Annotated in this window: 24 protein-coding genes; 15 read left to right on the top strand and 9 right to left on the bottom strand. The window is 34.4% G+C overall.

Features of this window, described 5'->3' with window-relative positions:
* Window positions 1–2 precede the first annotated feature (2 nt).
* On the bottom strand, window positions 3–761 hold the full coding sequence (locus ACFEMA_RS14195) for a 5'-nucleotidase C-terminal domain-containing protein (protein ID WP_411768869.1): 759 nt from the start codon (window positions 759–761) through the stop codon (window positions 3–5).
* 71 nt (window positions 762–832) lie between these two features.
* Here ACFEMA_RS14195 and ACFEMA_RS14190 point away from each other — a divergent pair, with 71 nt between their 5' ends.
* The 15 genes from ACFEMA_RS14190 (at window position 833) to ACFEMA_RS14120 (ending at window position 16983) form a co-directional block, all read left to right on the top strand.
* A complete protein-coding gene (locus ACFEMA_RS14190; protein ID WP_411768868.1) occupies window positions 833–1351 on the top strand; it encodes a DUF6913 domain-containing protein in 519 nt (172 codons plus the stop codon).
* The gene (gene dapA / locus ACFEMA_RS14185; protein ID WP_411768867.1) at window positions 1352–2236 is read left to right on the top strand and encodes a 4-hydroxy-tetrahydrodipicolinate synthase; all 885 of its coding nucleotides are present in this window, start codon (window positions 1352–1354) and stop codon (window positions 2234–2236) included.
* Between the two features lie 108 nt (window positions 2237–2344).
* The gene (locus tag ACFEMA_RS14180; RefSeq protein ID WP_411768866.1) at window positions 2345–3145 is read left to right on the top strand and encodes an outer membrane protein assembly factor BamD; all 801 of its coding nucleotides are present in this window, start codon (window positions 2345–2347) and stop codon (window positions 3143–3145) included.
* Between the two features lie 12 nt (window positions 3146–3157).
* Window positions 3158–3487, top strand: coding sequence for a DNA-directed RNA polymerase subunit omega (locus ACFEMA_RS14175; RefSeq protein WP_411768865.1), 330 nt, complete (start codon window positions 3158–3160; stop codon window positions 3485–3487).
* A 7-nt stretch (window positions 3488–3494) separates the two neighbouring features.
* Entirely contained in the window at window positions 3495–4706 is a 1212-nt protein-coding gene (gene coaBC, locus ACFEMA_RS14170; RefSeq protein WP_411768864.1) for a bifunctional phosphopantothenoylcysteine decarboxylase/phosphopantothenate--cysteine ligase CoaBC, read from the top strand.
* A complete protein-coding gene (locus ACFEMA_RS14165) occupies window positions 4699–5586 on the top strand; it encodes a DUF4835 family protein (RefSeq protein WP_411768863.1) in 888 nt (295 codons plus the stop codon). Before coaBC ends, ACFEMA_RS14165 begins: the two co-directional genes overlap by 8 nt.
* Window positions 5587–5664: 78 nt before the next feature.
* A complete protein-coding gene (gene recN, locus ACFEMA_RS14160) occupies window positions 5665–7317 on the top strand; it encodes a DNA repair protein RecN (protein ID WP_411768862.1) in 1653 nt (550 codons plus the stop codon).
* Window positions 7318–7370: 53 nt separating this feature from the next.
* Complete coding sequence (locus ACFEMA_RS14155; RefSeq protein WP_411768861.1) at window positions 7371–8180, top strand: enoyl-ACP reductase; 810 nt, start codon at window positions 7371–7373, stop codon at window positions 8178–8180.
* 100 nt (window positions 8181–8280) lie between these two features.
* Complete coding sequence (locus ACFEMA_RS14150; protein WP_411768860.1) at window positions 8281–9996, top strand: FG-GAP-like repeat-containing protein; 1716 nt, start codon at window positions 8281–8283, stop codon at window positions 9994–9996.
* Window positions 9997–10218: 222 nt separating this feature from the next.
* The gene (locus ACFEMA_RS14145; RefSeq protein ID WP_411768859.1) at window positions 10219–11973 is read left to right on the top strand and encodes a T9SS type A sorting domain-containing protein; all 1755 of its coding nucleotides are present in this window, start codon (window positions 10219–10221) and stop codon (window positions 11971–11973) included.
* 81 nt (window positions 11974–12054) lie between these two features.
* Window positions 12055–13059 (top strand): glycosyltransferase, encoded by a 1005-nt coding sequence (locus tag ACFEMA_RS14140; protein ID WP_411768858.1) that lies wholly within the window; start codon window positions 12055–12057, stop codon window positions 13057–13059.
* The gene (locus ACFEMA_RS14135; protein ID WP_411768857.1) at window positions 13056–14018 is read left to right on the top strand and encodes a CdaR family protein; all 963 of its coding nucleotides are present in this window, start codon (window positions 13056–13058) and stop codon (window positions 14016–14018) included. The genes ACFEMA_RS14140 and ACFEMA_RS14135 overlap by 4 nt, the downstream gene beginning before the upstream one ends.
* 12 nt (window positions 14019–14030) lie before the next feature.
* Complete coding sequence (gene coaE / locus ACFEMA_RS14130) at window positions 14031–14624, top strand: dephospho-CoA kinase (RefSeq protein WP_411768856.1); 594 nt, start codon at window positions 14031–14033, stop codon at window positions 14622–14624.
* A gap of 70 nt (window positions 14625–14694) precedes the next feature.
* The gene (locus tag ACFEMA_RS14125) at window positions 14695–16257 is read left to right on the top strand and encodes a sensor histidine kinase (RefSeq protein ID WP_411768855.1); all 1563 of its coding nucleotides are present in this window, start codon (window positions 14695–14697) and stop codon (window positions 16255–16257) included.
* A 3-nt stretch (window positions 16258–16260) separates the two neighbouring features.
* Window positions 16261–16983, top strand: a complete 723-nt coding sequence (locus ACFEMA_RS14120; RefSeq protein ID WP_411768854.1) for a response regulator transcription factor — start codon at window positions 16261–16263, stop codon at window positions 16981–16983.
* Window positions 16984–17002: 19 nt separating this feature from the next.
* Here ACFEMA_RS14120 and miaA read toward each other — a convergent pair whose 3' ends face one another.
* From miaA to ACFEMA_RS14080, 8 genes are all read right to left on the bottom strand, one after another.
* Window positions 17003–17926, bottom strand: a complete 924-nt coding sequence (miaA, locus tag ACFEMA_RS14115; protein ID WP_411768853.1) for a tRNA (adenosine(37)-N6)-dimethylallyltransferase MiaA — start codon at window positions 17924–17926, stop codon at window positions 17003–17005.
* Entirely contained in the window at window positions 17923–18768 is an 846-nt protein-coding gene (locus ACFEMA_RS14110; RefSeq protein WP_411768852.1) for an ion transporter, read from the bottom strand. The genes miaA and ACFEMA_RS14110 overlap by 4 nt, the downstream gene beginning before the upstream one ends.
* A gap of 24 nt (window positions 18769–18792) precedes the next feature.
* Complete coding sequence (locus ACFEMA_RS14105; RefSeq protein ID WP_411768851.1) at window positions 18793–20739, bottom strand: DUF3858 domain-containing protein; 1947 nt, start codon at window positions 20737–20739, stop codon at window positions 18793–18795.
* Window positions 20740–20743: 4 nt separating this feature from the next.
* Window positions 20744–22108, bottom strand: a complete 1365-nt coding sequence (locus ACFEMA_RS14100; RefSeq protein WP_411768905.1) for an exonuclease domain-containing protein — start codon at window positions 22106–22108, stop codon at window positions 20744–20746.
* A gap of 65 nt (window positions 22109–22173) precedes the next feature.
* Window positions 22174–22842 (bottom strand): YggS family pyridoxal phosphate-dependent enzyme, encoded by a 669-nt coding sequence (locus ACFEMA_RS14095; protein WP_411768850.1) that lies wholly within the window; start codon window positions 22840–22842, stop codon window positions 22174–22176.
* 3 nt (window positions 22843–22845) lie between these two features.
* Window positions 22846–24084, bottom strand: a complete 1239-nt coding sequence (locus tag ACFEMA_RS14090; protein ID WP_411768849.1) for a DUF1015 domain-containing protein — start codon at window positions 24082–24084, stop codon at window positions 22846–22848.
* Window positions 24085–24116: 32 nt separating this feature from the next.
* Entirely contained in the window at window positions 24117–25007 is an 891-nt protein-coding gene (locus ACFEMA_RS14085; protein ID WP_411768848.1) for a 3-hydroxybutyryl-CoA dehydrogenase, read from the bottom strand.
* 114 nt (window positions 25008–25121) lie between these two features.
* A complete protein-coding gene (locus ACFEMA_RS14080) occupies window positions 25122–26081 on the bottom strand; it encodes a Gfo/Idh/MocA family protein (RefSeq protein WP_411768847.1) in 960 nt (319 codons plus the stop codon).
* Window positions 26082–26094 lie beyond the last annotated feature (13 nt).

The following is a 26094-nucleotide window of genomic DNA, read 5'->3' as shown; positions in this document are numbered from 1 at the left end:
GCTTATTTTTTCAATTTTATAAATCGATTATCTATAACAGGTTGTAGGGTGTCAATTTTTTTAAAGTAATCGATAAGCGCATTCCTGATTTTATAATCTAAAACTGTTAACCCTTCATTCTTTTGAAAAAAGGTCATATTGCCACCACCATTATAGAGATAATCATTTGTGGCCACATAATACGTTCTGTTTTCATCAATAGGTTCATTGTTTATAGTGGAAGAGGCAACTTCACCATTTGGCGTTAATGTTAACTGGAGTCCAGAAATTGGGTCAGCACCGCGCGAGTTAGCTAAATAAGAAATTAACTCTTGTATTTGTGGTCCTTTCATAGCAACAACTACAATCGAATTCTCAAAAGGCATTACTTCATAAGCTGTTCTAGCTGTAATTGGGCCCTTTGAAATAATGGAACGTATGCCACCATAATTCAATAATACCATATCAATTTGTTGGTCAGTTCGTGATTTAAAAACTGGATTTGCTTGCTCATAAACAGCATCAGCCATAAAGTTTCCAATAGCCGTATTTAAGTCACCATTAGTTTTGTCATAGGTTTCTGCAGAATATGCTAAAACGCTATCCAAATCATTATTAACGTGCTCACGATAGGGTTTTATATAGGCTTCGATAGCTGAATTGCTCTCTAAACTATCTGAAATTGAGATACGTTTACCTTCAATTTTGTCTATATGAACTTCGTTCTTGCAAGAGATAATTATTATTGAAAAACAGGCAAGACCTATAATTTTTTTTAGCATTGAATATCTTATAGGTTGTTTAAGAATTTTTGAAATCACTTTTACTAAATTTGTACAAAGTTTAAAGGTAAATGATTTTTAAGGCTTTTAAGGAAAAATCAAATCAAAAATACGTTAACAATTTGTTGGTAGCACGTAAAGCAGCTGTTGACAAAAGAAAAGTAACGTCTATTGGTGTGCTTTTAAACGAGCAGGAATTTAGAGACTCTGAAGCATTTCATCGCTTGTTTAAGGTGTTGGGACTTCATGCTCCTAAGCACAAGATTTTGACGTATTCTATTGATGATTCCATTGCGCATGCACAATGGGATACCTTTTATGGCCCAAAGGATTTTGGATGGAATGGAAAGATAAAAAACTTGGATTTACAGCAATTTGTCGAAAGGGATTTTGATGTTTTAATTTGCTATTATAAGTCGGAAGACATTGAATTGAAACAGGTTGCGGCCATGTCTAAGGCTAATTTTAAAGTGGGTATTTCCTCTAATGACGAGCGTTTATTTGACCTTATTATTAATGTAAAACCTTCTCAATTCGATGTGTTTGCCTCTGAATTCAAAAAATATTTAATGATTTTAAATAAACTATAAATGACACAATTTATCGGTACCGGTGTTGCCCTAATTACGCCATACAATGAAGATCTTTCAGTTGATTTTGACGCACTTTCAAAGCTTGTGGAATACAATATCACCAATGGCACGGAGTACTTGGTTATTAGTGGTACTACTGGTGAAAGTGTAACCATGACTTCCGAAGAAAAACGAAAGATTGTAGCATTTATAGCAGATATTAATAAAGGAAGAGTTCCGTTGGTTTTAGGTATAGGCGGTAATAATACACTTTCAGTGATTGAAGAACTTAAAACTTCAGATTTATCTTCTATTGATGCTATTTTATCTGTTTCACCATATTATAGCAAACCTACTCAGGAAGGCATTTATCAGCATTTTAAGGCAATTTCTGAAGTATGTTCAAAGCCAATAATTCTTTACAACGTTCCTGGAAGAACTTCTAGCAATATGTTACCCGAAACCACATTAAGATTGGCAAATGATTTTAAAAATATTATTGCTGTAAAAGAAGCAGGAAATAATGTTGCGCAATACCTTCAGTTACTAAGGCATAAGCCTAAGGATTTCTTAGTGCTTTCGGGCGATGATGACTTGGCCTTGCCTGTTGTTTTGGCAGGTGGTTCTGGTGTGATTTCAGTAATCGGACAAGCATTACCTAAGGAATTTTCACAGATGATACGAGATGGACTCTCTAGAAAAGTCGACAAGGCCTATAAAACGCATTTTGATCTAATGCCTATTACAAGTCTTATTTTTTCTGAAAATAATCCCTCTGGTGTAAAAGCCGTTTTAGAAGCTTTAGGTATTAGTGATGCCAGAGTACGATTACCATTGGTGGAAGCTACTCGAGGGTTGAAAGAAAAGATAGCCAAAGAGCTCAAGGTTTTAGGTAAAAGTTAAACTTCAATTAAAATCCTGATGAAGGCTAAAAAGTGCCTTATTTTAGCATATAATTTTTGTTTTTAAAATCCGTTTATTATATCTACTTTTGCAACCTGTTTTATATTTATGAAAAAGATACTTTACATATTCCTAATAAGTTCATTTCTATTCTCTTGCAGTGATTACCAAAAGGCAATGAAATCGGAGGATACCGCTTTAAAATTCCAGATGGGTTCTGATCTTTATGATGCAGGAAAATGGAACAAAGCACATCGCTTATTTGCTCAAATTGTGCCTAAGTACGCAGGGAAACCTCAGGCTGAGAAGTTATCCTATATGTATGCAATGACATCTTACAACATGGGGGATTATTATGTAGCAGGGTATCAATTCAATCGATTTGTAGGGTCTTACCCTACGAGTGAAAAGAAGGAGGAGGCTGCTTTTTTATCAGCGAAAAGTGCTTATGAATTGTCTCCGATTTATTCAAAAAATCAAGCAGAAACTATAGAGGCTTTAGAAAAGTTACAGTTGTTTGTGAATTCTTATCCAGAATCAGAATATTTGGCTGAATCTAACAAGCTGATACGAGAATTGGATTATAAGCTAGAAAAAAAGGCTTTTGAAATAGCCAAACAATACAACCGCATTTACGATTACAAAGCTTCGGTAAAATCATTCAATAACTTTTTATTGGATTTCCCTGGGGCAACACTAAGAGAAGATGCTATGTTTGAACGTTTAAATGCAGCAACTAATTTAGCGGTCTTTAGTGTAGATTACCTAAAGGAAGAGCGCTTAAAAACAGCGATGTCTTATTATGAGGCATTAAAAAAATCATACCCAAATTCAGAATACCTTGAAGAGGCAACTAAACTGAATTCGGAATTACAAGAACAGTTAAACAGTTTCAATACTAAAAGTTAAGTACTATATATAATGGATTTAAAAAAGACAGACGCACCGGTTACGACATTAACGTACAACAGAAACAAAATAGATGCTCCTACAGATAATATCTATGAGGCCATTTCTGTTATCGCTAAACGTGCAGAACAAATTAACACAGATATAAGAAGAGAGCTTATCGATAAATTGGAGGAGTTTGCGACTTATAATGATAGTTTAGAAGAGATTTTTGAAAACAAGGAGCAGATTGAAGTTTCTAAGTTTTACGAAAAGTTACCTAAACCACATGCCTTAGCTATTAAAGAGTGGTTAGATGATAAGATTTATCATAGAAATACTGAGGATACGACTCAGGAATAAATATTGAATGCCTATTCTAAAAGACAAAAACATTCTACTAGGTGTTACGGCAGGTATTGCAGCGTATAAAACTGCCAATCTAGTAAGACTATTCATAAAAGCAGGTGCCAACATTAAAGTAGTGATGACACCTGCTTCTAAGGATTTTATAACCCCACTTACACTTTCCACACTTTCTAAAAACCCAGTTTATTCTTCGTTTACTGATAAAGAAGATGATAATGCGGTTTGGAACAATCACGTAGAATTAGGCCTTTGGGCGGATCTCTTTATTATTGCTCCAGCAACAGCAAATACATTATCCAAAATGGTTAATGGCGCAAGTGACAACTTGTTGTTGGCTACATATTTATCGGCAAAATGTCCTGTTTATTTTGCGCCAGCAATGGATTTAGATATGTACAAACACCCAAGTACCAAAGAATCATTTAAAAAATTATTGGAGTTTGGAAATATTATGATTCCTGCTACCAGTGGTGAGTTAGCTAGCGGTCTTGTCGGTGAGGGGAGAATGGCAGAGCCAGAGGATATTGTCGAATTTATTGAAAAAGATATTCTTAAAAAATTGCCTTTAAGAGGGAAAAAAGTATTGATTACTGCTGGGCCGACTTATGAAGCTATTGACCCTGTCCGATTTGTGGGTAATCATAGTAGTGGCAAAATGGGCTTCGAAATTGCAAACGCTGCTGCTAACTTGGGTGCTGAGGTTATACTTGTAACAGGACCAACGCATCAAAAACTAGAGCATACACTTATTGCTATTAAACCTGTTACGAGTGCTCAGGAGATGTACGATGAGGTTCATAAGCACTATACTGATTGTGACGTCGCTATCCTCTCTGCAGCCGTTGCAGATTATAGACCACAAGAAATTGCAAAAAACAAAATAAAAAAGAAGGATACTACGTTTACTATTCAACTTGAGAAAACAAAAGATATTTTAAAATCTCTTGGAGAACAGAAACAAAATCAGTTTTTGGTCGGTTTTGCATTAGAAACCAATAACGAAGTTGAGAATGCCGTAGGTAAGTTAGAATCTAAAAATTTGGATTTAATCGTGTTGAATTCCTTGCAAGATAAAGGTGCTGGTTTTGGTGGTTCAACGAATAAGGTTACATTTATAACAAAATCGAAATCAATCATTGAGCATCAACTAAAATCAAAAACAGAAGTTGCTCAAGACCTTTTACAACTTATATTAAAATCTATAGATGCGTAAATTTCTTGGCTTTTTAGCGTTCTTAATATCCTTTACAAGTCTTTCACAAGAATTGAATTGTACTGTTACGGTTGTAGCTCAACAAACAGGTAATGATAATAATGTTGTCTTTAGGACTTTGGAGCGTCAATTGACTGAATTCATTAATAATACAACGTGGACTAACCAAACGTTTAGGCCATCAGAACGTATTGAGTGTAGTATGGTTATTAATATTCAGAATTACAACAATGACGCTTTTTCGGGTACTTTACAAGTTCAGTCGTCAAGACCTGTTTTTAATTCATCTTACAAAACACCTATCTACGCTTTTAATGACAAGGATTTTCAATTCAACTATTTAGAATATCAGAACTTGGTGTATAATCCAAACCAGTTTGAGTCTAATTTAATATCCATGTTGTCTTTTCATATTTATATTATGTTAGGTATGGATGCAGATTCTTTTGCCCCTAATGGTGGCGACGAGCATTATGTGCAGGCGCAGGTCATTGCCAATTACTCCCAACAAGGAAATGCAAAAGGATGGAAGCTCTCTGATGGCTTACAATCTCGTTTTGCTTTGATTGATAATATTTTATCTCCGACGTATAAGGAATTTAGGTCGACGATGTACACATATCACAGAGAGGGACTAGACGTGATGAGTACTGCAGCTAAAAAGGGAAAAGACCAAATAGCAGCATCAATAATCGATTTACAGCAAATGCATAGACGACGCCCAAACTCTTTTATAATGCGTGTTTTCTTCGATGCTAAGGCTAACGAGATTGCAGATATTTTTAAAGGCGGTCCAAGTATTAATGTGACTAAAGTCATCGATGTTTTAAATACTGTTTCTCCAAACCAAAGTTCTAAGTGGAGACAGATAAAATTCTAAAAATCTTTCTTTAGTTTTCTTACATTTATAATGTTCAAAATGTAGCTTTGCATTTCTGAATATATAAATCACTCTAAATTGTTAACCAGTTTATCCATAAAGAATTATGCGCTTATCGATGAGTTGCACGTCAACTTTTCTGAAGGTCTGTCTATAATTACTGGCGAAACTGGGGCAGGGAAATCTATTTTGCTTGGTGCTTTATCTTTGGTGCTTGGTAAACGAGCCGATTTAAGTCAGATTAAAGACGGCAGTAAAAAATGTATTGTCGAAGCTATATTTAAAATTTCAGATTATAATTTGAAGTCGCTTTTTGAAGATGAAGACTTGGATTATGAGAATCTTTCAATAATTAGAAGGGAGATATTACCAAGTGGTAAATCTAGAGCCTTTGTGAATGACACACCAGTAAATTTAGACACGTTACAGCGATTGAGTAGTTTTTTATTGGACATCCATTCTCAGTATCAAACTAGAGATTTGTTAAATGAGGATTATCAGTTTGAATTGATTGATGCGCTCGCAGGGCATTCACACCTTTTGAGTGATTTTTCAAAACATTTAAAAGACTACAAGGCACAGCAAAAAAAATTAACAATACTCAAAGCATCGAAAGCAGAAAGCATTAAGGAATATGATTATAACCTTTTTTTAATGAACGAGCTGGAAGAGGCACAGCTTGAAGGTTTGGATGTAGAAACATTGGAAGAGCGTTATGAGCAATTGAACAATGTTGAAACTATAGAAGAAAAGTTGCAATTATGTTTCGAAATTATAAATAATGAAGAGTTCGGTGTTTTAGAACGATTGAATGAAGCAAAACGAGAAATCACTCAGATTAGCAGCTTTGGAAAATCTTATAATACCTTAAAAGAAAGGCTTGAGAGTGTTTTTATTGAGTTGGACGACATTAGGAGTGAGATTGAAGACTTATCATCAGGTATTGATTCTAATCCAAAAGAACTGGCAGAAACGAGTGAAAAACTTCAAAAAGTAAATTCACTGTTGCATAAGCATAACGTATCGTCTATTTCTGAATTATTGAACTTATTGGATGAATTAAAGGTGAAAGTAACTTCAACTGAAAATTTGGATAATGATATTTCAGACGCTGAGAACGAGTTAGAAACTTTAGAAAAGCAATTGTTAGAGAAAGGGAATGCCATACGCAAGAATAGGCAAGATGCCATTCCGCAGTTTATTAAGGAATTAGAATCGATTTTAGCTGAATTGGGAATGCCTAATGCTAGATTTAAAATAGATTTGGAACGTTCTAAAGACTTTAGAAGCAATGGTATTGATCATTTAAACTTTTTGTTTACAGCAAATAAAGGTGCTGAATTTCAAGAATTGAAAAAAGCGGTCTCTGGAGGTGAACTTTCACGAATTATGCTCACTATTAAGTCCATTTTAGCTCATTATATAAAGTTGCCAACCTTGATGTTCGACGAAATTGACACAGGTGTTTCGGGTGAGATTTCAAACAAAATGGGTGAGATAATGAAGTCAATGAGTAAAAAGATGCAGATTTTCAGTATAACTCATTTGCCTCAGATTGCAGCAAAGGGTGATACGCATTACAAAGTATTTAAGTTCGATACAGATTCTGAAACACAAACGCAAATAAAGCAATTACAGAATGATGAGCGCATTGTGGAAATTGCTGAAATGTTAGGTGGAGTTAATACTACAGAATCAGCAATTGCACATGCCAAGCAATTATTGAATTAGTACTATATTTGTTAAATCTAAAACTATACTAATCGCATAAAACAATACAATCAATGTATAATCTATTAAAAGGAAAACGAGGAATTATATTTGGGGCTTTAGACGAAAACTCTATCGCTTGGAAAACAGCAGAACGAGTCCATGAAGAAGGTGGAACCTTTGTATTAACTAATGCGCCAATTGCTATGCGCATGGGGCAAATCAATGAGTTGGCCGAGAAAACTGGTTCTGAAATTATTCCTGCAGATGCCACGTCTGAAGACGATCTTCAAAACTTGGTTGAAAAATCCATGGAAATCCTTGGTGGAAAATTAGATTTTGTATTGCATTCTATTGGTATGTCAATCAATGTGAGAAAAGGCCGTGCATATACTGACCAAAAATACGATTGGACTCAAAAAGGAACTGATGTTTCTGCTATGTCTTTTCACAAGGTGATGCAGACACTTTATAAAAATGATGCCATGAACGAGTGGGGAAGCATTGTAGCTTTAACGTATATGGCTGCACAGCGCGTTTTCCCAGATTATAATGATATGGCAGATAATAAAGCGTATCTAGAAAGTATTGCCCGTAGTTTTGGGTATTTCTTCGGGCGCGACAAAAAAGTACGTGTCAATACCATATCTCAGTCTCCAACTCCAACAACTGCAGGTCAGGGAGTTAAAGGATTTGATGGTTTTATAGCTTATGCCGATAAAATGTCTCCATTAGGAAATGCAACTGCTTTAGATTGTGCTAACTATACAGTGACCTTGTTCAGTGACCTTACAAAGCGCGTTACACTTCAGAATTTATTTAATGACGGCGGCTTTAGTAACATGGGAGTTAGTGATGCTGTAATGGAAAAATTTACTGAGTAGATTTTTAAAGGCATTCAAATTTCTTAAAATTCATTATATTCACAAGGTATTTAATTAATCCCTTGAATATAATATGCTAATTTTTAAGAAACATTATTGTTTGTTTATAGCATTTCTATTCTGTTCTTTCAGTTCTATTTCACAAATTTATTTCGCCGACGAGGCTTCTAATATTGGTTTAACATCACATTCCGGGACATTAGATTTAGGTCCGGGGGTTAGTTTTGCAGATTATAATCAAGATGGTTGGGACGATATCACTTTAACCTCAGGGTCTAACGGAGCACTTCGGTTTTATCGTAATAGTTATGGGCTATTCTTTGAAGAGTTGTTGTTAAGCCCTGCTATAGATTATCAAACACGAGCTGCGACTTGGGTAGATTATGATAATGATGGGGATCTTGATTTATTTGTAGCAAGTGATGAAGCTAATAACCGATTATTCCAAAAGACTCCATCCGGATTAGTAGATGTAACTTCATCAGCAGGTTTTCCTACCGAAAATTTATGGACATTTGGTGCATCTTGGGGTGATATTAATAACGATGGCTGTCTAGATGTTTACATATCTAATAGGGTTACAGGAAAATCGATAACCAATTACTTATATCAGAATAATTGCGATGGCACTTTTACAGATGTTACGGATAGTGTGGGTCTTACAAATGTTGAGGCTCTAAGTTTTTGTTCTGGTTTTTTTGATATAAATAATGATGGTTGGTTAGATATATATGTCTCAAATGATAGAACGGACCCTAACTTTATGTATAAAAATAATGGTGATGGTACGTTTACTGACATTAGTTTTAGTTCTGGGACAGGTATAGTCATAGATGCCATGTCCGTAACTGTTGACGACTTTAATGCTGATGGATACTTGGATTTATTCATTACAAACACACCCGATTATATAAGTACAATGACGAAAGGAAGTGTCTTATTTAAAAATAATGGAGATGATACTTTTACTGATATTTCTGAACATTCTGGTGTTAATTTAAATAGTTTTTCTTGGGGTTCTAATTTTTTTGATGCAGATAATGATGGGGACTTAGACCTTTATCTAGCCTGCTCATTTGATGGTTCTAATGGTTATCAATCCTATGCTTTTTACGAATATATCGGTTCTGAAGTCTTTTCGCAGCCAACAGGTATTGGCTTTAACAATAATGATAAAGAAAGCTATGCTAGTGCTATAGGGGACATTAATAATGATGGAAAAATTGACATAGTTGTGATTAACAATGTTGACGAACCGCCTTTTGTATGGAATAACCAATCGACAACATCTAATAATTATTTAGCAGTAACGCTTGAAGGTACTGTAAGTAACAAAAATGCCGCTGGAGCCAAAATTGAAATTTCAGTTAACGGAGATGTACAGTATAGATATTTAATGTTGGGTGAAGGTTATATTTCACAGAATTCATTTAAAGAAATATTTGGTGTTGGTACGGCTTCAACCATTGATTATGTAAAAGTAACCTGGCCAAGTGGATTAGTAGATGTGCTTAATAATATTTCAGCTAATAGCCTTATTCATATTATTGAAGGGCAGACGCTTTCTGCAAGTCAAGTAGCAACTTCTAATTTTAAGGTTTTTCCGAACCCTGTTAACAATTCGCTCAAGGTTGAATCACAACACGTCATTAAAAGCCTTGTAGTGTATTCGGTACTAGGTCAAGAAGTAATGCGAAAAGAGGTTGAAGGTTTTAATAGTGAATTAGACTTTGGTAGCCTTAACTCTGGGGTCTATTTTGTAAAGGTCATTGGTTCTGAAAATACTTCAGAGGTATTTAAGGTTGTAAAGCAATAATCTTTTTCAGGCTGTAAATTATATTCTCATCTAGTTAGGTAACACTAATTATCCTAGAAATTTATATTGGGCATTTTTTTGGTTTATGTTATAAAAACTTGGATGGCAACATAATATTAATTTAATTTTTATCGAAGATTTTCCCCGTTAATCGATGGCATTGAAGTTTTACTAAGATTTAAATTACCTTTTTGATACTAACTGATTTAAATCTAGCTTTTTATGAAAAAAATTACTTTTTTACTTTTAAACTTTTGTTTTATTATTGGGTATTCTCAATGTCCAGCAGGATCTCAAGGCCAATTTCCAACATCAACAGTTTCTGCAGCATCTGATAATGCAGTAGTAGGTATTAGTGGCTGTAATTACACTGGAGAGTTTACTGTGGTTGATAATATTATTCCTGGTAGCGATTATGAAGTGACTATCTCAGGTGGTGCATACATAACAGTAGTTGAGGCAGCAAATACTTCTAATGTTTTAGCCCATGGTGTTTCTCCTGTTAGTTTTACTGCTCCTGTAGGGGTTACCGAAATTAACATCAATTGGACTGATGATGCTGCTTGCAATGAAACTAGTTCTTGTTTTTCAACCACTATTCAATGCACTAGTTGTGCTGGGACGCCACCAGCTGCAAATGATGAGCCTGGAGGTGCTATCCCAATAACACCTTCTGCGTCAGGAACAGGATGTGCATCTTTTACATTTTCTTATACGGCTTCAGGTACTTCTGATAGTGGAAATGATAACTCTTGTTTAGGGACCGATGTTGGGTTAGATCGTTTTTATACGTGGACATCTACTACTGATGCTTTAATATGGAATGACGGTAGCGGCGACCCAGGAATCACTATATGGGATTCGACAGGGACGACAGAAATTGATTGTAGTGGAACATTTGCTTCAGCAGATACCGTTTTATCTGGTTGGACAATAGGTCAAGACCTTTTAATTCAAATTTATGATTTTGATGGCTCAACTTCAGATATTTCTTTTTGCTTAGAAGAGTTTTCTCTACCGCCTGCACCAAATTGTGCAGAAACACCAATTTCACCGACCGATGGTGCAACAGGTGTAATAGTAGGAACTCCGGTCACTGTAACTTGGACTGCGCCATCTTCTGGACCAACTCCTACTTCGTATGACTTTTATGCAGGAGTTGAAAGTGATGGAAGTGACTTGACTTTAGTAACAAATGTAGCTTCTGAAACTGCTGATATTACTTTTAATTTTTATAGCACAACATATTATTGGCAGGTAATCCCAAAAAATGGTGATAGTGAAGCTTCTGGTTGTCCTTTATGGAGCTTTACTACAGAAGATTTTGCTGGCTCTACGCCTACAACTTTACAAACGATTACTATTAATTCTTGTGGTGATATGCAAACAGCAACAAATGCTTATGATGCTAGTGTAGATGGAATTCAATGGATTGAACTTGTTTATTCGGGTGGTTGCGAGGATATAGTAATTGACACGGATTCAACAACCGGGTTTACTGATACCGAATTGGGTATTTATGATTCTAACGGTAACTTAGTTGCAAGTGATGATGACGGGGGTTCTGGTACATTGAGTCTAATGACTTTAACAAATTTAGAAGCAGGTACCTATTTTATTGCGGCAGGTGCTTGGAACGTAACATATGCTCCTGGATATGGTGCAAGCTCAAGTAGTACTACAGCTGCAGGTTCAATGGTTATTGATTTTGTTTCTGGTGCTACACTAAGTAATGATGAGTTTAATAAAACTCAATTCACATACTATCCAAATCCAACAAAAGATAAACTTCATTTTAATTCAGTAGAAACTATAGATGAAATAGCTGTTTATAATTTGTTAGGCCAAGAGGTGCTAAGACAAAGCCCACGTTCTATAGATCCAGAGTTAGACTTATCTAATCTTAGATCCGGCAACTACTTTCTTAAGATTAGGATTGAAAATCGAATAGAAACCATAAAAATTATTAAGGATTAAGTTTTAAATTACTAAAGCTAAAAGCCATCTTTTTATATTAAAGATGGCTTTTTTGTGTTCTGGGTTTGTAAATTTGTTTTGATGGACAGTTTAAAGTATTCTTTTATTATTCCTGTTTTTAATAGACCTCAAGAAATCAGAGAGCTCTTGGAGAGTTTTGAAAATCTTGAAGGTGATTTTGATTTCGAAATCGTTATAATAGAAGACGGTTCAACCCAGTCGTCCGAAGAAATAATAAAGAGATTTGTTGACCATTTAAACATTTCGTATTACTACAAGGATAATTCGGGGCCAGGCGACTCTCGCAATTATGGAATGCAAAGAGCAAATGGTAATTATTTTATCATTTTAGATTCTGATGTTATTCTGCCTAAACAATATCTTGTTGAGGTTGACACTTCTTTAAAAGAGGAATTTTATCATTGTTTTGGTGGACCAGATGCAGCTGATAAATCTTTTACTAACCTTCAAAAAGCGATTAATTTTACAATGACCTCCTTTTTAACTACAGGAGGCATTAGAGGCGGTTCAGAAAGTGTTAAGAATTTTCAACCTCGTAGTTTTAATATGGGACTATCAAAAGAAGCGTTTATTAAAACTAATGGTTTTGGGAAAATTCACCCTGGCGAAGATCCTGATTTGTCTCTTAGGTTAAATGCTCTTGGTTATAAAACAAAACTTATTAAAAATGCCTATGTGTATCATAAACGACGTATTTCTTGGTCTAGTTTTTATAAACAAGTCAATAAGTTTGGGATGGCGAGACCTATTCTAAATCGATGGCATCCTCGTTCAAAAAGCCCAGTTTTTTGGTTGCCAACTATATTTTCGTTAGGCTTTATTTTGGCTTTGGTGTTACTACTATTTAAAATTCAATGGTTTTTTTGGCTTTATGTATCTTATTTTGTTTTGGTCACGATTACTTCTGCTGTCCAAAATAATAGTATAACCATAGGCATACAGTCTGCGTTTGCTATAGCCATTCAGTTTTTTGGCTATGGATTGGGATTTCTTATATCATCAATGAGATTGATGATTTCATCAAAACCAGCTGAAGAACTTTTTCCTAAATTATTTTTTAAATGAAAATACCAAGGCGTAAGTATCATTTTTGGAAGGGTAAAAACATAAAAGGGTTTGGCTTTTTTATCATTGCAGCATTTGTATTCTTGGTTTTGACTAAGCTATCCGAAACATATACCCAGAACATTGAAATTGTGGTTAAAGTCGATGGAGTTGAAGAAGAAATGAAATCTGTTGGAGATTCAACAAACAAGTTGAGTGTTTTGGTAAAGGGAAGAGGGTTTAATTTTATACCTTTTATGTTTAACAGCCCTGAGACAGTACATTTGAATTTTAAGAAAGATCTAAAAAAAGTTAATGATGCTTATAGATGGGATGCTTTTAATAATGCTTTTAAACTTAATGAAAGTTTGGGGAATTCCCTAGAAGTACTATCGATGAATCCAGATACGCTCTATTTTAGATACGATCTTTTAGCCTATAAATATGTGCCTCTCAAAATAAACAAAGACCTTTTTTTTGATTCTGGTTTTGACCTATTACAAGGCCTTATTGTAGAAGTAGATTCGGTGAAAGTCGTAGGATTAAGTGAAGAGCTAAAAGGGATTGACTTTGTAGAAACAGAAACGATTACAATACATAACATTTCCTCTGATTTTGAGAAAACCACAGATGTAATACAACCAGAAAACTCTAATATTGAAATGGTTCCAAACAAAGTTTCAGTTAAAGGTGAGGTTGCCAAGTTTACTGAAGGTGAGGTTAAGGTACCTGTAATTTTAGAAAATGTACCGAGTGGAGTAAGTGTCAATTTTTTTCCAAAAGAGGTTGATTTGTTATTCTATGTTAGCTTAGAAGATTACAATGATATAGAGTCTGAGGACTTTAAGGTGATTTGTGATTATAGTTCAAAAAGTAATAATAATCAACAGTTTTTAATACCTAAGGTTGTTGTTAAACCAGAGAAAGTGAAAAGAACACGTCTAAGACAGAGCCGTATAGAGTTTATTATCTTAGAGTAATAGTAGGATAAGATGAAAATAATCGGACTTACAGGTGGCATCGGTAGTGGAAAAACAACTATGGCTGTGACCTTTGAAGATTTAGGGGTTCCTGTTTACAATGCAGATAGGGAGGCTAAAGACTTAATGGGTCGTTCTAAAATTATAAAAAGGAAGCTAACGGCCCTATTTGGGGATTCTGCTTACACAAACGAAAAACTTAATAGGGACTACATTAGAAAACGAATATTTAATGATGATACCTTAAGGATGCAGATGAATGCTATAGTGCATCCCAAAGTAAAAAGTCACTTTAATCGGTGGTTAAAAAAACAAAATTCAGCTTATGTTATTAAAGAAGCAGCCATTATTTTTGAGATTGGCCAACAAGACAGTTATGATAAAATAATAGTGGTTGTTGCTGATAAGGAAGCACGTATTAAAAGAGTATTAAAGCGAGATGATACGGATAGACAGTCTGTTTTAAAAATTATTGACAAGCAACTTCCAGATGAAGAAAAAACAAAACGCGCCGATTTTGTCATCGTTAATAATGACTTACAAAAAGCTAAAAATCAAGTTGTTGAAATTCACAGGGAATTACTCAAATTCTCGAAAGTCCGATAAATTTTAACATTTGTGTTAATGTAAGGTTAAACCCAATTTGTACTAAATGTTAAAATGTTAAATTTGAGCGATGGGCAAGAAGCTATTTGTGTTGCTGGTGGTTTTGATGAGTTTGTCACTCATCGGTATAATTTTCGTTCAATCCTTTTTTATAAACAATAGTTTACAAAATGAGGAAAAGAATTTCGTTTTAAGTGTAAAACGTTCTTTGAGTTTTGTGTCTAAATCTATTGAAGATATAGAGTTTAGAAACTTTATGGTCAATGTTCAACCGTATCTCTTAAAAGAGGAGAACATAGATTCCACTAACTTGCAAAACATAATCTTAAGAACGGAGAATGACGACAAAACCATTATCCATCGTAATACAGTATTAGAAGAGCGCTTTAAGGTGCCATCATTGTTCTTTGAAATTGATGCAGACAGTATAAATTTTAGTCGTTTTAAAAATGAACGAGTAACAGATGTTTTTAGTACTGGCGGTTTAGATGAGGGCACTAACCTGTCTCCACTTTACACGTTGCGGGAATTTTCTAATCTATCAGATTTAGAAAGAAATATGTGGGAAAAGAGCTATAGATCTACCTTCACAAATTACCCAATATATAAACGTATTAAGCCAGAGCAGGTTAAGATACTTTTAAAAAAGTTTCTCAAGAACGAAGGCATAGAAATCGACTTTGAATTCGCTATTTATGATGATGACTTAGCGACAAAAGTCATTTCGGATAATTTTGAAATGACCGAAGAGGCTAGAGGAGTACCTATATTTTTGGACAATAATAACGAAAGTAGCTATACACTTTGGGTAGAGTTCCCAGAAAGAAAGCAATTTTTGTTATCCACTATAATGTGGATGATAGTACTTTCGGTAATTTTTACTTCGGTTATTATTGTGGCCTATTCTGGTGCTATTTATCAGCTGATAAAGCAACGTCAGATTTCCCAGATTAAGTCAGATTTTATAAATAATATGACCCATGAGTTTAAGACGCCTATAGCAACCATAAATTTAGCGTTGGATTCCATTAAGAATCCTAAAATAATTGATGATAAGGATAAGGTGAAGCGTTATTTGGGAATGATTAGAGATGAAAATAAGCGAATGCACGCTCAAGTGGAAAACGTTTTAAGAATTTCTAAACTCGAAAAGAATGAGCTTAATATCAGCAAGGAACGCTTAAAATTACATGACTTAGTTGAAGATGCTGTCACCCATGTAGAACTGATTGTAGAAGACCGTAAGGGTTATATCAAACTACATCTAGAAGCATCAAAATCGTCTATTTTAGCCAATGAGACACATTTTACAAATGTGATTGTTAATATGTTAGATAATGCCATTAAATATTCGGATGAGGCTCCGAAAATTGATGTTTATACCGAAAATGTTGGCAATAATATTCTCTTAAAGGTACAAGACCAAGGAAATGGGATGTCTAAACAAGTGCAAAAAAGAGTGTTCGAAAAGTTTTATAGAGAACACACGGGCAATGTACACAATGTAAAAGGGCATGGATTGGGATTGGCTTATGTTAAGCGTATAGTGGACGACCATCAAGGACATATATCAGTAGAAAGTGAAAAAGGAAAGGGTAGTGTATTTACAATCAACCTACCATTAATATCATAAATTATGGAAGAACAAAATAAAAAGATTCTCTTAGTTGAGGATGATCCAAATTTCGGAACTGTTTTAAAAGATTATTTAATGATGAATGACTATGACGTCGTACATGCAAAAAACGGAATGGAGGGTTTCGAAAAGTTTAAGAAGGACGACTATGATCTATGCATTTTAGACGTAATGATGCCTTATAAAGATGGATTTACCCTTGCCAAGGAAATTAGAGAGAAGAATGCAGATGTACCAATCATCTTTTTAACGGCAAAAGCTATGAAAGAAGATGTACTTAAAGGGTATAAAGTTGGTGCTGATGACTATCTCAATAAGCCTTTTGACAGTGAAGTTCTTTTGATGAAAATAAAAGCCATTATGCAGCGTAAGGCTACAGATTCAGTGGCTGATAGCAAGCAATTTGAATTTAAGATTGGACGTTTTGACTTAAACTCAAAGCTACGGTTCTTAAAATTCGATGGAGGTGAACCAGAAAAATTGTCACCTAAGGAAAACGAATTGTTACGCTTATTGGCATTGCACGAAAATGATTTAATGCCAAGGGAATTAGCACTAACAAAAATCTGGAGAGATGATAATTATTTTACGTCTCGCAGTATGGATGTATATATAGCCAAGCTAAGAAAGTATTTAAAACCAGACCCGGATGTTGAAATTTTAAATATCCATGGCGAAGGATTTAGATTGGTCATCAATAACCAAGAAGATTCTAAAGACTAAATATAAAAATCCAGCTTTTTTAAGTTGGATTTTTTAATTTACCAACTTCAGCTTCAGTATAATTTATAATTTCAGAAGTCGGGGTTTTATAGTCAAACCACCGAATAGATGTGTCTTTTCTAAACCAAGTTAATTGCCTTTTTGCAAAACGTCTGGTGTTTTTTTTAATCTCTGATATAGCAAATTCTTTAGTCCACTCACCATCAAAATAATTAAAGAGCTCTTTATACCCTACAGTATTGAGGGCGTTTAAATGTTTAAAAGGATAAAGTTTTTTGGCTTCCTCAATCAATCCATTTTCAATCATCATATCTACTCTCTGATTAATTCTTTCATAAATGACAGAGCGTTCCGCAGTTAATCCAATGGAAATAGCCTTAAAGTTTCTTTCGGTAGTTTTATTACTAAGATATGAAGAATAAGGTTTACTCGTTCCTATGGTAATTTCTAGAGCTCTGATAAGACGTTGGGGATTGTCAATTGCAATAGTGTTATAGGATTTTGGATCCAAATCGTTGAGCTGATTTTGAAGAACCTCTATACCGTCAGTTTTCAGTCTTTGGTTCAATTGTTTTCTAATACTATTATCTACTTCCGGAAAATCATCAAGCCCTTGAATTACTGCATTAATGTATAACCCAGAGCCGCCAACCATTATAACAGTTTTTTGCGATTTAAATAATTCGTCTAATTTTTTTATAGCATCCTTTTCAAATTGGCCAACACTATAGTCATTATGTATTGATTTGTTGTGAATAAAATGATGAGGAACTTGGGATAGTTCCTTTTTTGATGGGGCAGCAGTGCCAATAGACATTTCTTTATAAAACTGTCTAGAGTCCGAAGAAATTATTTCAGCATTAAAATGCTTGGCTAATTCAATGCTTAGAGCAGTTTTGCCAATGGCAGTTGGACCAACAACAGACAACAATACCTTTGTCATAAATGTAAACTTTCACCGCATCTATAACAATATTGCGCACTGTCTTTATGCCTTTTGGCATTACAATTACTACAGGACTGGGAATTAAGATCAATCGGTGGTGGTTTATTGGGGTCTTTGGAGGCAGTGGCATATTCAGCAGATACAATTCCCGTTGGGACTGCAATAATACCATAACCTAAAATCATTATAATAGCAGCAATAAATTGCCCTAATGCTGTAACAGGAGCAATATCCCCAAAACCTACGGTTGTTAAGGTCACAATGCACCAATAGACGCTTTTAGGAATATTTGTAAAACCATTTTCTTCACCTTCAACCAAATACATTATGGTACCAAAAATGACACAGGCTATTAACACGGCAAATAAGAATACTGAAATTTTAGCACGGCTGGCCTTTAAAGCATTTGCTAAATGTTGAGAGGCACCTAAGTATCTGGCTAATTTTAAAATTCTAAAAACTCTGAGTAATCTAAGCGCCCTTAGGGCTATTAATCCCTGTGTGCCAGCAAAAATAATCGATAAATATTTTGGGATTGTGGACAATAAGTCGACGACTCCATAGAAGCTGGTGATATACCTCCACGGTTTTTTTACAGTAATTATTCTTAGAACATATTCTATAGTAAAAAGGATGGTAATAATCCATTCAGAGATATTCAAGAAGCTGTGGTATTTTATATCAAAGCTTTTAACGCTCTCTAACATTACTAAAACGATGCTAAATATAATAGCAATCAGAAGAACAATATCAAATACCTTACCTGTAGGAGTATCTGCTTCATAAATAATTTCATGAAGTTTATCTTTCCAATGAGGTTTAGTTTCCTTGTTTTTCATGCTTAAAGATATAAAATCTTAACGCTAAAGTCTTTTAAGAACTATTACTTTGTTGTTTTGGGTTTCGATGACTTTATTCATAAATTCTTTTAGGTAGGGGTAATATTCAGAATTATAAATAGGTTCGTTAAACCTAAGTCTCATAAAGGCTCTAATTGTATTATTTTCTTCCTTAATACTAAAGGTAAAAGAACCAGTATTATTTGGTAACCCAATGTTGATTGACTGTGGTAGTTCAACAACTTCAAGTTTATCGTTTAAATCAATCTCTAATCCGTAGCTATATACTTGTTTATACCCAAAATCTATAGGATACGTCCTTTCTTGAAGCTTAAAGGGGTTTTCTTCGAAAAATCGAAACAAAATGGGATTAAAGAAAATTTTATCACCTACAAATTCTTCATCGACGACAACTTCTAGTTCTTCTTCAAAGAAACCAGAATTTTCATCAGGATTTAAGATTTTATGACTTTTTATTTCTATAAACTCATATTCATTTTTCAATTTTTCTAAATACAATTCTGGATTTTCGTCATAATGTCTTTTTTTTCTATGAGAAGGGTAACTAGCTAATTTATGAGTTGCAACTCCAGATAATTTATTATCCTCGTTTAACTCTAATTTGGTAAGAAACTGCTGTACACCATAATTTTTGGCATTAATATCCTCCCAATAACTTGCCGTTTCAAAGTCAAACAACCTACCGTAATGGTTTAAGGTTCTATAAGGTATTTCACCAAAGGTTAAATAAGGGTCAGTTGCGTCTAAGAGGTATTCTTTTTCATCAATTATAGCTTTTATTAAAATATAATTAAAATCAGTGAGTACAGGATAGACTTTAGTGATAAATCCATTATTGCGTGTAGACGTTAATATGGGATACACTTCGATATCTTCTATGTACAATAGGTTTTCTAGAAAAATATTAAGTTCAAAAGCACTACCGCCTTTGTCGTCTATTAGTCGCTTTATATCAACATCATAACGACCATATTCATTGTTCCACTTGTAATTGTCAATAACAAAACTGTAAATTGCTTTTGCTTTTTCTAATGTTTCAGTTATAGACGTAATTGACTCGGGTAAAATATTTTTAACTAACGCTTTTCTGTTAATAACTCTTCCAAAATCTTTATCTCCTTTTAATTCATCATCTACATCTGACCACGATTTTGAAATTTTATCTACACTACCATCAAAACGTCTAATAACGCTCCTCTCATATTCAATTCTTGATAGGTAATTCGATGAGGTAGTTGTATATGCTTCAGGTTTATATGCTGGTATGTTTTTCATCACATACTTAGTATTAGCACAATTGGCAGAGGCGCCAGCACCAGCTTCTAAGCAGTGGTATTCGATGTCTGTGACTTCTTCATCTAACGGTATTCCACCTACCAACTTTATGTTATATTCATAGTTCCCAGGTATACTTGTGTTAAATTCACTGTAAATTACAGGGTCTTGGCCTTGAAAATACCAAGGGTAATATTTATTAGAATAGCGAGTAGATTTAGTATAGCTAAACGTGAAAACACTACCTACTTTAACATTTGGCAGGGTAAGTTTTACAATGTTAAAGTCTTCATTACTTTCCTCGAAAATTCCTGATTTGGTCAAAGAAGTTGTTGTTACTTCATTGTTTTCAAGAGTATAGGTGGTGCCTCTGATGTCTTTTATGTTTTCTTTTGGGTTTTTTCCTACGTAAATAGGTATTTCTATTGTAGCTCTATCCAAACCATCTACAGTTAAAACCTTAATTTTCTTCTTTATTTCTACATTTAGCCAGAAGGATTCTTTATTAAAAAAAACGTTACCGTAATCATAAATCACTACTGCGCTGGCAGTTGTGTCTTTACTGTAGGTCATATTTGTAAGATCTGCCCTTGAAACTTTAAAACCTGGTGAGTATTCTTGAGCCCAAGAAATGGAATTAAAAATGAAAGTAAGTAAAAGAAGTAGTTTTTTCAATGTCTTAAAAATTAATGAGTTTAAGTCTTTTTTTATTCTTCCTAACATAACTTTGAATGATATGCTGGTGATCTTTGTTGTCTTCCATATTTGTAATTAAAGATAACAAAACCTCTTTATTGTTTATTTGATGGTTTAAATCAAAAAAGCCAAGCCCTATAAACTTCCCATCTTCAATGACCACAACACTTTTTTCATTTACCGTACGTCCTCTATCTATTATCAATAGGCTTTTATCTTCATAGCTGTAATGATTTATAATTTCTAAAACCCGTTCATTATAAGATTCTGGAGATTCTTTTTCAATACAGGCGCCATGGCACTTTTCAATTCCATAATTAAAACACGATGTTTTGGTGGCTGAAAGGTGTGTCAGTTTTTCACACAACTCATAGTTTTCGGTAATTCTACTTAAAAAAGCAATACCGCTTTGACGATTGGTAAATGTGGTTATAATTTCTCCTTTTTTGTTGGCATGATCTACCCTAAAATGAATGTAGCCTTTGTCATCTTTAAATGTGAATAGGGCATGGGAGAATATATTTTTACGTAAAGCTCTATTAAGCTGAGGTTTATTGCTTTTAATTTCTGCACTTTCTTTGAGTAAAGCAACCAATTCACTGCCTGTTTTTTCGTAAGTCACCGAGCTTACTAATGCTTGTATTTTCTTTGACTTGGAGTTTTTATTTGTAAAATGCTGAGTTATCCGTTTTTTAATATTATTGCTTTTACCGATATAAATAATATCCCCTTTTTTGTTATGGATATAGTACACACCTGTCTCAGAAGGTAACTCTTCGATAATAGATTTTAGGTTCGATGCTATTTTTGGCTGCTGCTCAGTTTTAATAAAAGTCTTTACAATCGACTTTTTCGAATCTTTATTAAGCAACATTTTAAAGAGTTTAACAGTGGCTTGTGCATCTCCAGAGGCCCTATGTCTATCACCAACAGCAATACCTAAAGCCCTAGAAAGTTTTCCTAAACTGTACGAATCCATATCAGGAATCAATTGTTTCGACAACTCTACTGTACACAGTGTTTTACGTTTAAACGGAAAACCAAGACGCTTAAATTCCGTTCGTAAAATACGGTAGTCAAAACTACTATTATGTGCTACAATAACGCAGTCTTCTGTAATTTCAACAATGCGTTTTGCCACCTCATAAAATTTAGGAGCATTTCTTAACATATTACCATTGATACCTGTAAGGTTAACTACAAAAGGCTGAATCTCTCGCTCAGGATTTACTAAACTGATAAATTGATCTGTAATTTGGTGCCCATCAAATTGGTAGATGGCTATCTCGGTAATACCTTCCTCATTGTATTTACCACCTGTAGTTTCTATGTCTAGTATTGCGTAAATGGACTCTTATGTCTTAGGAATTTGAAGGCGAAAAGTTAATTGATTTAAAAAGAGTATCAAAGTCTTTAATCATAATTTCTGGCACCAAAAATACTACTGCCAATGCGTACCATAGTACTACCACAGTAAATGGCTAATTCATAGTCCCCACTCATACCCATACTAAGTGTTTTTATGTCATAGTTGGGTAATTCAAACGTTTTGAATTCTTCAAAAATTGTTTTTAAATATTGAAACTCTCTTTTTATCTGGGCTTGATCCTCTGTAAATGTTGCCATTCCCATAAGTCCACAAATTTGAATATTTTCAAAAGATTTAAAACTATCAGAATTTAAAATGGCTTTAGCATCTTCAGCGGATAGGCCAAACTTGCTTTCCTCTTCAGCAATCTTTATTTGAAGCAAACAATTAATAGTGCGTTGAGAACGTTTTGCCTGCTTATTGATTTCCTTGAGTAATTTTAGGCTATCCACACCATGGATAAGGCTTACGTATTCAGCCATGTATTTCACCTTGTTGCGTTGAACATGGCCAATCATGTGCCATTGAATATCTTTTGGCATTTTTTCAAATTTCTCGGTCATCTCTTGGACTTTGTTTTCGCCAAAAATGCGATGACCTGTCTCGTAGGCCTCCATAATTTCAGAAACAGATTTTGTCTTTGATACAGCAACTAATGAGACGTGTTCTGGTAATTCTGATTTTATGGAATTGATATTTTCTTTTATGGACATAAATTAAAATTCATAAATAGTGATTCCACTCCTTAATTTGGGCAATATGTAAGTGCTTTTTGGTGGCATTTTTAAACCTTCGTCGGCAATTTTCTTCATCTGTTCAACTGTTGCAGGCAGCATACCAAAACCCACTTTAAATTTACCGCTATCAACACTGTTTTTAAGGGTTATCACTTCATGATTGCCATCAACATATTCAATTCTTTTATTATCCCTTAAGTCATCGATTCCTAAAATTGGATCTAAAACGGCTTTGTATAGGATTTGGGCGTCCAAACGATCTAATGCTGTGGTAAAGGTGTAATCTGTTTGCCTTAAATATAGCGAGTAATAATCTCCATCCAAATACATACTGAAATGATGTTTTTTAGAAGGCATATACGGAAATTGTCCTCGGTTTTCGATTCTGAAAGCCGTATCTAACTGTATTAAAAACGCCTCCTTGCTTAAACCATTTAAATCAGTCACCAATCTATTGAACTCCTGAATAACTAAATCAGATTCTGGAATGAGATACGACATAAAATGGTTATAGGGCTCTTTACCATTATGGTTTGGGTTTTGTGATTTTAGATCCTTATATAGCAAATAAGATGAGGAAGACCTGTGATGACCATCGGCAATATAAACGGTATCCATAGCCTCAAACTCCTTTTGTAGCTTCGCTATGATTGTATCATCATCAATTTTCCAGAGATAATGCGTGTCTCTATAGGTCATGGCAAACTCAAATTCTGCATGTTTCTTTTGAGCGTCCTTAATAATTTTTGAAATCACCGAATTATCAGGATAGGTAAGTAGTACAGGTTCTGCATTAAAACCTACCGTTTTTAGATAGGTTTTAAATGTTTCCTCTCTACTAGACAATGTGTCTTCATGTTTTTTTATAACATCATTTTCATAGTCTTCAGCACTTGCAGCAGCAACGATACCATTAAATTCCTGATTGTTTCGATTAACTATTTTATAAACGTAGTAACACGGTTTTTCATCTTGAATAAAGATATTTTCTTCCTTAAACTCTAAATACCGATTGCGTACTAATTTGTAGCGCTCTTCACCAGTAACCACCTTATCATATTTATAACCAGGGTTTATAATATGAAGAAAACTAAAAGGATTGTAACCCATACGAGAATCGCGCTCATCAGCTGTATAACTTTGATAGGGCCTCGTGGCAACCAAACCAACAAGTGAACGCTTAGGTTTTACTGCTTTAAATGGAATTATTTTTGCCATTTTTAGTTCCTTTGAGGATAGGGGGGAATTATTTATTTTATAAATTGACTGGAAACCTTTTCAGCCTTTCTACTTTCAGAATAATCGTAAAAACCTTCACCAGACTTTACTCCTAATTTCCCTGCACGAACCATGTTGACTAACAAAGGGCATGGTGCGTATTTGGGGTTTTTAAAGCCGTCGTACATTACATTTAAGATAGACAAGCATACATCTAACCCAATAAAATCGGCGAGTTGTAGAGGTCCCATAGGATGCGCCATGCCTAATTTCATTACGGTGTCGATTTCCTCAACACCTGCAACTCCGTTGTACAGAGTTTCAATAGATTCGTTAAGCATTGGCATTAATATTCGGTTAGCTACAAAACCTGGGTAATCATTAACCTCTGTGGGTACTTTTCCTAGAGTTTTAGAAAGCTCCATGATGATTTCGGTAGTTTCATCACTAGTATTATAACCTCTTATGATTTCTACCAATTTCATAATTGGTACAGGGTTCATAAAGTGCATGCCGATAACCATTTCTGGCCTTGAGGTGACTGAAGCTATTTGGGTAATAGAAATAGAGGAGGTGTTGGTTGCTAGAATAGTATCTTCGGGACAGTCATTATCTAGCTGTTCAAAAATCTTTAATTTTAAATCAATATTCTCCGTAGCCGCTTCAACTACCAGGCTTGCATATTCTACACCTTCAGTAATATCTGTATAGACGGTTATGTTGTTTAAGGTTTCTTCTTTTTCAGCTTCAGTAATCTTTTCTTTGGATACCATCCGATCTAAGTTTTTGGAAATGGTTTCAATTCCTTTTTTTAGAGATGCTTCACTAATATCTATAAGTTGAACTTTAAAGCCTGACTGCGCAAAAGTATGTGCAATACCGTTACCCATGGTTCCGGCTCCTATGACTGCTATATTTTTCATTAAAAGTTTATTTTGTTATTTATTCTCAGGTTTATTTATGGTCTTTAAGGCTCTCTAAGAGACTTTTCATAAATTTTGATTCATTGGTGCCTTTAAGAACCTCAGACATCACTATTAAAATTGATTGATAATCATGTTAGCAACACGCAAAGCTTCTGTTCCATCATGCAAAGTCACAATTGGTTTAGTGTTGTTATTTATGGCATCAGCAAAGGTTTCCAATTCATTTAAAATAGCATTATTGTTCGATATTTCAGGATTGTCGAAATAAATTTGCTTTTTCACACCTTCAGCATTTTGTAAAATCATATCAAAATCACCCGGATTTTCAGGAGCGTCCTTCATTTTAACCACTTCACAAGCTTTCTCTAAAAAGTCCACAGATATATAAGCATCCTTTTGAAAGAATCGAGTTTTGCGCATGTTTTTCAATGAAATTCGACTTGCCGTAAGGTTAGCGACGCATCCATTTTTAAATTCAATACGAGCATTTGCAATATCTGGAGTATCACTAACAACAGAAACACCACTTGCCGAAATATGTTTAACAGGTGAATTCACAACACTTAGAATAATATCAATATCATGAATCATTAAATCCAACACCACTGGCACATCTGTACCTCGGGGGTTGAACTCAGCTAAACGGTGAGTTTCAATAAACATTGGATTGTCAATATTGTCTTTCACAGCTATAAAGGCTGGGTTAAATCGCTCTACGTGACCAACCTGACCTTTTACTCCGTGCTCCGCCACCAATGTTCTAATGGTTTCGGCTTCTTCTACAGTATTAGTAATAGGCTTTTCAATAAAAATATGCTTGCCTTTGGCAATCGCTTTTTTAGCACAATCGTAATGCGATAGTGTTGGTGTAACGATGTCAACAACATCAACAGCATCTATTAACGCATCAATAGAATCAAAATAGGTGTACCCAAATTCATCGACTACTTTTTTTGCATTAGTAGCATCTGCATCATAAAACCCAACAAGTTGGAATTTTTCAGATTGCTTGAGCAACCTCAAGTGTATTTTTCCTAAGTGACCTGCACCTAAAACGCCTGCTTTTAGCATGATTTTCATTTTT

The organism is Winogradskyella sp. A3E31, assembly GCF_046720935.1.
In the GTDB taxonomy this organism is placed as follows: Bacteria; Bacteroidota; Bacteroidia; order Flavobacteriales; family Flavobacteriaceae; genus Winogradskyella.
This window is presented reverse-complemented; position numbering and strand designations above follow the sequence as displayed.